Source organism: Pseudothioclava arenosa (assembly GCF_002358085.1).
Taxonomy (GTDB): Bacteria; Pseudomonadota; Alphaproteobacteria; order Rhodobacterales; family Rhodobacteraceae; genus Pseudothioclava; species Pseudothioclava arenosa.
This window is the reverse complement of sequence record NZ_NTJD01000003.1, coordinates 373,877-383,995: the sequence shown is the minus strand read 5'-3', so window position 1 is coordinate 383,995 and position 10,119 is coordinate 373,877. Positions and strand designations below refer to the sequence as shown.

Annotated in this window: 11 protein-coding genes; 3 read left to right on the top strand and 8 right to left on the bottom strand. The window is 64.2% G+C overall.

Annotation, left to right across the window (positions count from 1 at the left end):
- Positions 1–564: 564 nt before the first annotated feature.
- The 5 genes from pssA to rplM form a co-directional block, all read right to left on the bottom strand.
- Positions 565–1,302, bottom strand: a complete 738-nt coding sequence (pssA, locus tag CLN94_RS06155; protein ID WP_096432189.1) for a CDP-diacylglycerol--serine O-phosphatidyltransferase — start codon at positions 1,300–1,302, stop codon at positions 565–567.
- A gap of 12 nt (positions 1,303–1,314) precedes the next feature.
- Positions 1,315–2,013 carry a phosphatidylserine decarboxylase gene (locus CLN94_RS06150; protein WP_096432187.1) on the bottom strand — a complete coding sequence of 233 codons (699 nt, stop codon included), beginning with the start codon at positions 2,011–2,013 and terminating at the stop codon, positions 1,315–1,317.
- A gap of 81 nt (positions 2,014–2,094) precedes the next feature.
- A complete protein-coding gene (locus tag CLN94_RS06145; RefSeq protein WP_096432185.1) occupies positions 2,095–2,712 on the bottom strand; it encodes an FMN-binding negative transcriptional regulator in 618 nt (205 codons plus the stop codon).
- 82 nt (positions 2,713–2,794) lie between these two features.
- Positions 2,795–3,286 (bottom strand): 30S ribosomal protein S9, encoded by a 492-nt coding sequence (gene rpsI, locus CLN94_RS06140; RefSeq protein WP_096432183.1) that lies wholly within the window; start codon positions 3,284–3,286, stop codon positions 2,795–2,797.
- A gap of 2 nt (positions 3,287–3,288) precedes the next feature.
- Complete coding sequence (gene rplM / locus CLN94_RS06135) at positions 3,289–3,750, bottom strand: 50S ribosomal protein L13 (RefSeq protein WP_096432181.1); 462 nt, start codon at positions 3,748–3,750, stop codon at positions 3,289–3,291.
- 233 nt (positions 3,751–3,983) lie between these two features.
- Here rplM and CLN94_RS06130 point away from each other — a divergent pair, with 233 nt between their 5' ends.
- Entirely contained in the window at positions 3,984–4,580 is a 597-nt protein-coding gene (locus CLN94_RS06130; protein ID WP_096432179.1) for a LysE family translocator, read from the top strand.
- 6 nt (positions 4,581–4,586) lie between these two features.
- On the opposite strand, the gene CLN94_RS06125 is transcribed toward CLN94_RS06130, so the two are convergent.
- Positions 4,587–5,003, bottom strand: a complete 417-nt coding sequence (locus CLN94_RS06125; RefSeq protein ID WP_096432177.1) for a PaaI family thioesterase — start codon at positions 5,001–5,003, stop codon at positions 4,587–4,589.
- A 54-nt stretch (positions 5,004–5,057) separates the two neighbouring features.
- Here CLN94_RS06125 and CLN94_RS06120 point away from each other — a divergent pair, with 54 nt between their 5' ends.
- Positions 5,058–5,846: an enoyl-CoA hydratase gene (locus tag CLN94_RS06120; protein WP_096432175.1), complete on the top strand. Its 789-nt coding sequence runs from the start codon at positions 5,058–5,060 to the stop codon at positions 5,844–5,846.
- A gap of 145 nt (positions 5,847–5,991) precedes the next feature.
- On the opposite strand, the gene CLN94_RS06115 is transcribed toward CLN94_RS06120, so the two are convergent.
- Complete coding sequence (locus CLN94_RS06115; protein WP_096432173.1) at positions 5,992–6,744, bottom strand: cytochrome c biogenesis protein CcdA; 753 nt, start codon at positions 6,742–6,744, stop codon at positions 5,992–5,994.
- Between the two features lie 92 nt (positions 6,745–6,836).
- Between CLN94_RS06115 and CLN94_RS06110 the strand changes: the two genes are divergently transcribed.
- Positions 6,837–7,064, top strand: a complete 228-nt coding sequence (locus tag CLN94_RS06110; protein WP_096432171.1) for a sulfurtransferase TusA family protein — start codon at positions 6,837–6,839, stop codon at positions 7,062–7,064.
- 42 nt (positions 7,065–7,106) lie between these two features.
- Here CLN94_RS06110 and CLN94_RS06105 read toward each other — a convergent pair whose 3' ends face one another.
- Complete coding sequence (locus tag CLN94_RS06105) at positions 7,107–9,884, bottom strand: Rne/Rng family ribonuclease (RefSeq protein ID WP_096432169.1); 2,778 nt, start codon at positions 9,882–9,884, stop codon at positions 7,107–7,109.
- Positions 9,885–10,119 lie beyond the last annotated feature (235 nt).

The following is a 10,119-nucleotide window of genomic DNA, read 5'->3' as shown; positions in this document are numbered from 1 at the left end:
AACCGCCAAACAGTGAAGCTGACACTCTCATCATCGCCGAAGCTAGAGAGCCGATATGCGTCGGCTGTGTCGAATGACCAAACCGCCCACATATCTCTTCAGATATCTATCAATGTCAAAGAGCGCGAGGCAAAAACGAACCAGAACCGCCATTCCTATGGCGCTTCGGGCCGCTCACCTCAGAAGTTTTTCTCACCGTCTGCCTCGGTCCGTTTCCGTCCCGGCGCTTCCGGCGCCCCGTTGCGGTGTGTTCCGCTTCGGTGAGGGGCGTTCTACGCATCCCGGCCGGGGTCCGCAAGAGGATTTTTCGTGAAACTGTCATTTTTTTCATTCCGCCCAATTTTTGCTGGGGAAACGCGCAGAAGAAATCGAAGAAGAGGCAGGGCCCCTGCCCCAAATCCGGGCTGTTTTTGCCCTCGGCGCCCCCGAGTCACGACTCGCAGCCCCGGATTCTTTCTTTCCTGCCCTTACGGCACCCGGCGATTCACCCGCGCTGGCGACGAAAAAACCCCGAGTCGGGCGACTCGGGGTTCCAAAGATTCGTCGAAACGCGGGATTCGGGTGTCAGGCGAAAAGCCGTCCGCGCCTGCGCAGGATCTCGGGCATCAGGAAAACCACATAGATCAGGTCGACCAGCGCCAGGAACAGCCAGATCCGCGAAAAGATCAGCCCGATCCCGATCACCGTCGCCATCAGCAGAATCCCAACCATCGGGCGCGGAACGCGCAGGGTCTTGGGCGAGAAGGTCTTGATCCGCGAAATCATCAGCAGCCCCACCACGCCGAGCCAGAACGCCGTCAGCACAGGCAGTTCGCGCAGGTCGACAATATTGGCGAGACTAACAAAGACAGGAAACAGCCCGAGCATCGCCCCCGCCGGCGCGGGCACCCCGATGAAATGGCGCGTGCCGCCGGTCTCATCCCCGCGCATCACGTTGAACCGCGCAAGCCGCAGGCAGGTCGAGGCGGCGAAGACCAGAACAAAGATCCAGCCGAGACTGTCAGTACCGCTCAGCGCGAACTGATAGACCAGCACACCGGGCGCCACGCCGAAACACAGGAAATCCGAGAGGCTGTCGAGCTCGGCCCCGAAGTCCGAGGTCGCATGCAGGCGCCGCGCGATCAGCCCGTCGAGCCCGTCAATCAGTGCCGACAGCAGGATCAGCAGCGCCGCCGTCTCGAACCGCTCCGCCATCGCATAGCGGATCGAGGTGAGCCCCAGGCACATCCCCGCGATCGTCACCAGATTCGGCAGAAGATGCAGGAAGGGCATCCGGTCGCGGTTCTGAGGGTCCTGGGCCATCTGCGCCTCCGATTAGCGAATGCCGCCGACGCAGGCGGGCGCGTCCGAGAGAAGATCGGCGATCACGGTTTCACCCGCGATCATCGTCTGGCCGATGCAGACCTGCGGCTGCACGCCTTCGGGCAGGTAGATGTCGAGCCGCGAGCCAAAGCGGATCAGGCCGAAACGCTCGCCGGTCTGGAGCTTCTGCCCCTCTTTCGACCAGCACAGGATGCGCCGCGCCACGAGACCCGCGATCTGCACGACGCCGTAACGGCGCCCGTCCGCCAGCTCGACGGCGATGCCGTTGCGCTCGTTGTCTACGCTGGCCTTGTCGAGCGAGGCATTGAGGAACTTGCCTTCGTGATAAGCGACCTTGGTGATCGTGCCCTCGGCGGGCAGGCGGTTCACATGGCAGTTGAACACCGACATGAAGACCGACACGCGCGTCATCGGCTGATCGCCGAGGCCGAGCTCAGAGGGCGGCACGGCGGGTTCCAGCAGCGACACCACGCCATCGGCGGGCGAAACCATCAGCCCCGGGCGCGTCGGCGTCACCCGCACCGGATCGCGGAAGAAGTAATAGACCCAGACCGTCAGCCCCGCGCCGACCCAGCCCAGCGGCTCCCACAGCAGGAACAGCACCACGGTGATCGCAGCGGCGATTGCGACGAACTTGCGCCCCTCCGGGTGCATCGGCTTCACGAAGGTGGAAAGCATCGAAACGGACATGGAGCCCCCTTTTATTCTGTTGGGACTCTCCTAGACCAAGCCGGCCCTCTTGGGAAGCGCGCGCTTCTGTCCCGGCGCCGCCTAGTCGGCGTCGCGCGCGTCGCGCATCGCCCGCGCCAGAGCCGCCCCGCCCTGCCCTTCAAGCCCGGTAATTGCCCCGTCCAGATCGACTGGCTCCCGGTTCTGCCCGAGCTTCGCCTTGGCCTGCACCCGCGTGACCTCGATCTCGAAGGCGACGATCGCCGCCAGCATCTGCTCCAGGTAGTCGCGCGGCGCATCGGCCATCCGCCAGCCGGTGCCGGTCTTCGCCTCGAAATGCCGGGTCAGCTTGCCGACCACCGCGAGCTTGGCCTTGTCGTCATGCCGAAAGCGGATGCGCCCGTGCAGATGCACCACTTCGTAATTCCAGGTCGGCACGTGGCGGTGATGCTCGGCCTTGGTCGGGTACCAGTCGGGCGAGATATAGCCCGAAGCGCCCTGAAAGATCGCCAGCACCTCGGCACCTTCGGGCAGCATCCGATGCAGATCGTTCACCAGCGCAACATGGCCGATCACCCGATCGCCCTCGACAAGAACCGGCAGGTGATTGGCGACCAGCCCCTCGGGCCCCTGCGCCACCAGCGTGCAAAGCGGCGCGGCTTCGATCAGCTGCGCGATCCGCGCGGGATCATCCAGAACGAACCAGTCGGGGGAATACATGCCAGCACCTCACTACGCCGCCCCGCAACAAAAAAGGGCCACCCGCAGGCAGCCCTTTCCCAAACAGATTGTCCAGTCGAAATCAGCGCTTCGAGAACTGGAACGAGCGGCGGGCTTTCGCCTTACCGTATTTCTTACGCTCGACGACGCGCGAGTCGCGGGTCAGGAAGCCAGCGGCTTTCAGAGCAGCGCGCAGCGAGGGATCGTAAAGCTGCAGAGCTTTCGAGATGCCGTGCTTGACCGCACCGGCCTGACCCGAGAGGCCGCCACCGGTCACGGTCGCGGTCACGTCGAACTGGCCTTCCACGTTCGCCACGCCGAAGGGCTGGTTCACGATCAGCTGCAGCACGGGGCGGGCGAAATACGCCGGCATTTCCTTGCCGTTGACAGTGATCTTGCCCGAGCCAGGCTTGACCCAAACGCGGGCGACCGCGTCTTTACGCTTGCCGGTCGCATAGGCGCGGCCCTGCGCATCGCGCATCGGCTCACGCGGAGCGGCGGCGACTTCGGCGGCAGCCGGGGCGGTGCCCGAAACGGCCGACTTCAGATCATCGAGGGATTTGATATCGGACATGATTAGCTCCGGGTGTTCTTCTTGTTCAGGACCTTGATGTCCAGAACTTCGGGCTGCTGGGCTTCGTGCGGGTGCTCCGAACCGGCGTAGACGCGCAGGTTCGACATCTGGGCACGGCCAAGGCGGTTGCGCGAGATCATGCGCTCGACGGCCTTGATTACGACACGCTCGGGGTGGTTGCCCTCGAGGATCTGGCGCGCGGTGCGCGACTTGATCCCGCCCGGGTGGTTGGTGTGCCAGTAGTAGGTCTTGTCGTCGCGCTTCTTGCCGGTCATCTGCACCTTGTCGGCGTTGATGATGATGACATTGTCACCCATGTCCATGTGGGGGGTGAAGGTCGGCTTGTGCTTGCCACGCAGGCGCATGGCGACGATCGTAGCGAGGCGGCCCAGAACGACGCCTTCGGCGTCGATCAGGATCCACTTCTTTTCGATCTCCGCCGGTTTCGCGGTGTAGGTTTTCATTGCAGATCGCCCTTTGAAGGGTTGTGGAATTCAGATTGCGGGCTTTTGCGCGATTCCAGAGCGCTTTTCAAGGGCCTTGCGCGCAAATTTAAATCGTAAAATCAATGCGTTAAAAAATAGGTATCAAAATACCCCACAAATCCGTGCCTCCACCACCGTTTTGCGCAGCTTTCGGGTCGCCCTGCGACCAAAGAACCGTCTGCTTGGTGCAAGGATTGATCTCGAGGCCCCGGATGCAGGACACGATCGCGCTTATCACATTTCTCTTCCCGCTCGCCTACAGCCCCGGCCCCGGCAATATGTTCTTCGCCGCGAACGGCGCACGTTTTGGCATCCCGGCAACGCTCCGCGCAAGCGCGGGGTATCACATCGCCACCTGGGGGGTGACCGCCGCTTTGGGAGGGGGCGCGCTGACAGCCCTCAGCCTGTCACCCAACGTGTTCCTTGCGCTGAAACTTGCAGGGAGCCTTTACGTCCTGTGGATCGCGTGGGGCCTCTTCAATGCCGGCAGCATCCAGGGCGCCGAAACCTCTGCAACTCCACCGACCCTGCGCGACGGAGCCATGCTGCTTTTGCTCAACCCCAAGGCCTATGTGAGCATCGCCCTGATGTTTTCGCAGTTCCTTCCGCACCCGTCGTCAGGCGGCACATCCGATGTGCTGCGGATCACCACGATCTTCACACTCAACAACCTGATCGCCTTTACCCTGTGGACGCTTCTGGGCGACCGCGCGGCGCGCAGGCTCCGCAGCGGCGGCCACGCGGTGTATCTCAACCGCTTCTTTGGCATGGTTCTGGCGCTGGTCGCACTTTGGATGCTGGCATCCTGAAACGCGCTACTGCGGCGGAATAGAATAGGTCATCGAGGCACGCGCCACAGGCTTGGTGTCGCCCTCGGAAAAGATCAGAACATCGCCCACCGCCAGCACCCGCCCGAGCTTCAGGATTCGCACCCGCGCGATCAGGTCGCGCCCGGCCTCTGGCTTGCGCATGAAATCCATGCTCGCATTCGTCGTCACCGCCAGCGCCACCGGCCCGAGCCGCTGCAGGATCGCGAGGTAAATCCCCACATCCGCCAGCGCGAACATGTTCGGCCCCGAAACCGTGCCGCCGGGCCGCAGGTGATCCTCGCGCACACGCAGGCGCACGACCAGCTCTTCGCCCACGCCCTCGATCGCGAAATCCCCGGCCACCTGCGGGAATTCCCGCGCCAGAAACTCCGAAAGTGACGTAGCGTCCATTTTGAAATGCATCTTCCCTCCACACGCTCCCTGCCCCTAGACTTCGAACAAATGGGAGGAAATTCAATGACCGATCTGGTGGAATTCGAGCGCCGCGGCGCGGTGGCACATCTGACGATGAACGCGCCGGGCTCGCTCAATGCGCTCTCGGACGGGATGCTGGCGGCGCTGAAGGCGCGCTTCACCGAGATCGCCGGAAATCACGAAATCAAGGCCGTGGTGCTGAAAGGTGCGGGCAAGGCCTTTTGCGCGGGCCATGACCTGAAGGAAATGCAGGCCGGGCGCGCAGCGGAAGACAAAGGCCGCGGCTATTTCACCGATCTCTTCGCGCGCTGCGCCGAGGTGATGCAGATGATCCCCGCCCTGCCCCAGCCGGTGATCGCCGAAGTCCATGGCATCGCCACCGCGGCGGGCTGCCAGCTCGTCGCCAGCTGCGACATGGCCGTCGCCGCCGAGGGCACGCGCTTTGGCGTGAACGGGGTGAATATCGGGCTCTTTTGCTCGACGCCGATGGTCGCGCTGACCCGCAACGTGCCGCGCAAGGTCGCCTTCGAGATGCTCACCACCGGCGAATTCATCGACGCCGCCCGCGCCCACGAGGTCGGCCTCGTCAACCGCGTGGTGCCCCATGACCAGCTCGACTCCGAGGCCGCGAAACTCGCCGACACCGTCGCCTCGAAACTCTCGCTCGCGGTGAAAATAGGCAAACGCGCCTTCTACGACCAGATGATGCTCGACACCGCCGCCGCCTACGAACACGCGGCTGCCGTCATGGTGACCAACATGCTCGCGCGCGACACCGCCGAGGGCGTGCAGGCCTTCATCGAAAAACGCAAACCCGACTGGGCGGAATAACCTGCGCAAAGGGGGGCTCTGCCCCCCGCCCGTTCCGGGCTCCCCCCGGAGTATTTTGTGCTCGATGAAAGCCCGGCTTTCATTTTGCCGGAAATATCCCGGGGTGAATGGCCGTCAGGCCAGAGGGGCCGCGCCCCTTTTCAGCTCAGCCGAATTCCGCGAGCCCCGGGAAGGTTTCGAGCAGCCAGAAGCTGAACGCCGAGAACTGGCCCGTCAGCATCATCAGCCCCACCGTCCACAACAAAAGCCCCGAGATCTTTTCGATCCGGCCCATGTTGCGTTTCATCCAGGCCATGAACCCGCCCAGACGGGGAAAGAACGCCGCGACCAGCAGGAACGGAGCACCAAGCCCAAGCGCATAAGCCGCCAAAAGCGCCGTTCCACGCGCCATGTCGCCATCGCTCGCCGCAAGGCCAAGAATAGCGCCCAGAACCGGGCCCAGGCAGGGCGTCCAGCCAAAGGCGAAGGCCAGCCCGAGCAGATAGGCCCCGAAGACCGACCCACCCGCGTCTCCCGTGTCGATGCGGGCCTCGCGATCCATGAAGCCAATCCGGTAAATGCCGATGAAATGGGCCCCGAACACCATGATCAACACGGCCGCGCCCTTGGTCAGATAATCCTGATAGGCCAACAGAGCCCGCCCGGCCGCCGAGGCCCCGAACCCGAGCAGCAGGAAGACCGTCGAAAGCCCCATGACGAAGAACAACGCCGCTTGAAACACGCGCCCGCGCGCGGAAGCCTGCGTCGACATCTCAGACACCGATACCCCGCCCATGTACGCCAGGTAGGGCGGGACAATCGGCAGCACGCAGGGGCTGAGGAACGAAAGCAGCCCCGCCGCGAGCGCCACAAGGGCCGCAGGCAGAAAGCTGGCGTCTATGAGGTCGATTCCGAACATCGCTCAGCCATAGCCGATCACGGGCGCGCCGTCACCCGCCGCCTGCTCACATCCTCGTGGACAAATCCGCGCGGGGCGGCTAGCCCAGAACCATGGAGATCACCACCGAAATCGACGCGATCGGACTGCTGTGCCCCCTGCCCGTCCTGCGCCTACGCAAGGTGCTTGAGGCGCAGCCCGTCGGCGCGGTGGTGCGGCTTCTGGCGTCGGATGGGGCCAGTTGGATCGACGTGCCGCATTTCTGCGCGCAGGCCGGGCATGACCTGCTGGACGCCAGCGACCAGGACGGGCGCCTGAGTTACCTGATCCGCAAGGGCTGATCCGGAATGAAAAAGCCGGGCGCAAGGCCCGGCTTTCCCTGATCAGCGCGACCACCAACCCGTGCGCTTGGGCTTGGCGGGCTCCTCCGGAGAAGCCTCCACCGGCGCCTCGGGCGCGGCGGGTTCGATCGCGGGTTCGGCCACGATCACCTCTTCGACCGCAACCGCCTCGACGGGCTCGGGCGCGACCGGGGCGACCGGGGCGACCGGCGCCGCGACGGCGACCTCTTCGACCACCGGCTCAGGCGCAGCCTCGATCACCGGCTCGGGCGCAACAACCGTTTCGGCAACGGGTTCTGCGACGGCTTCCGCCGGGGCCGCTTCGGCAACCGGGTCTTCCTTGGGCTTGCGCGAACGCAAGCTGGTCGTTTTCGGAGCCGCGGCGTCACCCTCGTCCTTCTTCTTGCGCGAGCGCGAGCTGGAGCTCGTCTTGCTGCGCGAGGGCTTCGGCTTGGCTTCGGCCTCGACGGGCTCACCTGCTTCAGACACCTCGGCCTCCGCAGGCGCAACCTCAGCTTCGACCTCGGCCTTCTTGCTGCGGCTGCGCGAGCGGCTGCGCGTGGACTTCGGCTTTTCTTCCACGACGGGCGCTTCAGCTTCCGCCGATGCCTCCGTCTCGCCAGCCTCGGTCTCGCTCTCGACAGACTCGTCAGAGGCGTTCTCATCGCCATCCTCGCCGTCATCATCCGAGGTATCATCCCCGTCGATCATCCCGTCTTCGCCGGTCTTCTTCTTGCGACGACGGCGACGACGGCGTTTCTTCTTGGGCTGATCCTCGCCAGCCTCGCCAGCCTCGCCCGCGTCAGAAGCCTCGGACACCTCGACCTCTTCGGCCTCGTCCTCATCCTCTTCAACCACGTCCTCGTCGACTTCGGCCATCAGGCTCGCCGAGACCGAAACCACATCCAGATGCGGCGCCTCGGGGATCACCCGCGTCGCGGTCTTGAAGCGCTCGATCGAGAAATCGGGCGACACCAGCGAGGGATCGGCCTCGATGCGCACCGACAGCCCATAGCGGGCCTCGATCTGGGCGACATGCTCGCGCTTGGCGTTCATCAGGTAGTTCGCGACCGCGACCGGCACCTTGACCAGCACCTCGCGGCAGCGCTTGCGCGTGCCCTCTTCCTCGATCGCACGCAGAACGCTCAGCGCAAGGCTGTCGTCCGAGCGGATCAGGCCGGTGCCGTGGCAATGCGGGCAGGGCTGCGTGGTGGATTCGATCATCCCCGGACGCAGGCGCTGACGGCTCATTTCCAGCAGGCCGAAGCCCGAGATGCGGCCGACCTGGATGCGCGCACGATCGGTCTTGAGCTTTTCCTTCAGGCGCTTCTCGACCGAGGCGTTGTTCTTGCGCTCTTCCATGTCGATGAAGTCGATCACGATCAGACCGGCCAAGTCGCGCAGGCGCAGCTGGCGGGCGACCTCTTCGGCCGCCTCGAGGTTGGTCTTGAGCGCGGTTTCCTCGATCGAGCCCTCTTTCGTGGCCCGGCCCGAGTTCACGTCGATCGCGACCAGCGCTTCGGTCACGCCGATGACGATGTAACCGCCCGATTTCAGCTGTACGACCGGATTGAACATCGCGCTCAGGTAGCTTTCCACCTGGAAGCGCGCGAAGAGCGGCAGCTGCTCGGTGTAATGGCGCACGTTCTTGGCGTGGGACGGCATGATCATCTTCATGAAGTCCTTGGCCAGACGGTAGCCACGCTCGCCCTCGACCAGAACCTCGTCGATATCCTTCGAGTAGAGGTCGCGGATCGAGCGCTTGATCAGGTCGCCTTCCTCGTAGATCGGCGCGGGCGCGACCGACTGCATGGTCAGGTCGCGAATCTGTTCCCAAAGCCGCATCAGGTATTCGTAGTCGCGCTTGATCTCGGTCTTGGTGCGCTGCGCCCCTGCCGTGCGGATGATCAGCCCGGCGCCACGCGGCACCTCCAACTCGCCCGCGATTTCCTTGAGCTTCTTGCGATCGGCCGCGTTGGTGATCTTGCGGCTGATGCCGCCGCCACGCGCCGTGTTCGGCATGAGCACGCAATAGCGCCCCGCCAGCGACAGATAGGTCGTCAGCGCGGCGCCCTTGTTGCCACGCTCTTCCTTGACCACCTGCACCAGCATGATCTGGCGCACCTTGATCACTTCCTGGATCTTGTAGCGGCGCGGACGCGGCTTGCGGACCGGGCGGATCTCTTCTTCGACATCCTCGTCAGCGACCGATTCGATGCTCTCGTCGGTCGGGTGGACGTGATGGTCGTGATCGTGGGTTTCGTCCTCGGCCTCTTCGGAGGCCTCAGTGGCTTCGCCCGGCTCCTGGGTCTCGGTCGCGACGACGTCACCCTCGACCAGATCCGCGGCTTCGACGGTTTCGACGACCTCGGCCTCGGAGGCCTCGTCCTCATCCTCGGCGTCGAGCAGTTCCATACCCGGGATCGCGTCGGATTTCACCTCGGGGTCGGCATTCGCCGCCTCGGGCTTCGAGCCGCCCCGCTTGCGACGGCGCGAACGCGAGCTGCGCTCTTCCTGCTCCTCGGCCTCGGCCAGACGGCGCTCTTCTTCCAGAAGCGCCTCACGATCGGCCACCGGGATCTGGTAGTAATCGGGATGGATTTCCGCGAAGGCGAGGAACCCGTGACGGTTGCCGCCGTAATCGACAAAAGCGGCCTGGAGCGAAGGCTCCACCCGCGTCACTTTTGCCAGATAAATATTGCCAGCGAGTTGCCGCTTGTTGATGGTCTCGAAATCAAATTCTTCGACCTTGTTGCCGTCCACCACGACAACGCGGGTTTCTTCCGCGTGCGTGGCATCGATAAGCATCTTCTTTGCCATTGATCCTGTTTCCCCACGCACGGGTGCGCCTGTCCCCCGAAGAGGCGGCGGTCCGGTCGTGGTTTGTCGTTGAGGCGGAGACGCGCGCATGCGTGATCGGGGCGCAAGCCAAGGGCCCGCCCATCGTCATCTTCGCAACTGCGCATCGCGTCATCGCGGTTCTTTCCCAAGCGCTCACACCGGGGTCCGGCGCTGCGCCCAAAGTTTCACCCGTTTCCCGAGGGAAAGCCGGGCA

Excerpts from the sequence above, each read along its gene's own strand:
- CLN94_RS06115 (WP_096432173.1), bottom strand. The coding sequence starts at position 6,744 with ATGTTCGGAATCGACCTCATAGACGCCAGCTTTCTGCCTGCGGCCCTT.
- CLN94_RS06150 (WP_096432187.1), bottom strand. The coding sequence starts at position 2,013 with ATGTCCGTTTCGATGCTTTCCACCTTCGTGAAGCCGATGCACCCGGAG.
- CLN94_RS06120 (WP_096432175.1), top strand. The coding sequence starts at position 5,058 with ATGACCGATCTGGTGGAATTCGAGCGCCGCGGCGCGGTGGCACATCTG.
- CLN94_RS06110 (WP_096432171.1), top strand. The coding sequence starts at position 6,837 with ATGGAGATCACCACCGAAATCGACGCGATCGGACTGCTGTGCCCCCTG.
- rpsI (WP_096432183.1), bottom strand. The coding sequence starts at position 3,286 with ATGTCCGATATCAAATCCCTCGATGATCTGAAGTCGGCCGTTTCGGGC.
- CLN94_RS06145 (WP_096432185.1), bottom strand. The coding sequence starts at position 2,712 with ATGTATTCCCCCGACTGGTTCGTTCTGGATGATCCCGCGCGGATCGCG.
- CLN94_RS06125 (WP_096432177.1), bottom strand. The coding sequence starts at position 5,003 with ATGCATTTCAAAATGGACGCTACGTCACTTTCGGAGTTTCTGGCGCGG.
- pssA (WP_096432189.1), bottom strand. The coding sequence starts at position 1,302 with ATGGCCCAGGACCCTCAGAACCGCGACCGGATGCCCTTCCTGCATCTT.
- rplM (WP_096432181.1), bottom strand. The coding sequence starts at position 3,750 with ATGAAAACCTACACCGCGAAACCGGCGGAGATCGAAAAGAAGTGGATC.
- CLN94_RS06130 (WP_096432179.1), top strand. The coding sequence starts at position 3,984 with ATGCAGGACACGATCGCGCTTATCACATTTCTCTTCCCGCTCGCCTAC.
- CLN94_RS06105 (WP_096432169.1), bottom strand. The coding sequence starts at position 9,884 with ATGGCAAAGAAGATGCTTATCGATGCCACGCACGCGGAAGAAACCCGC.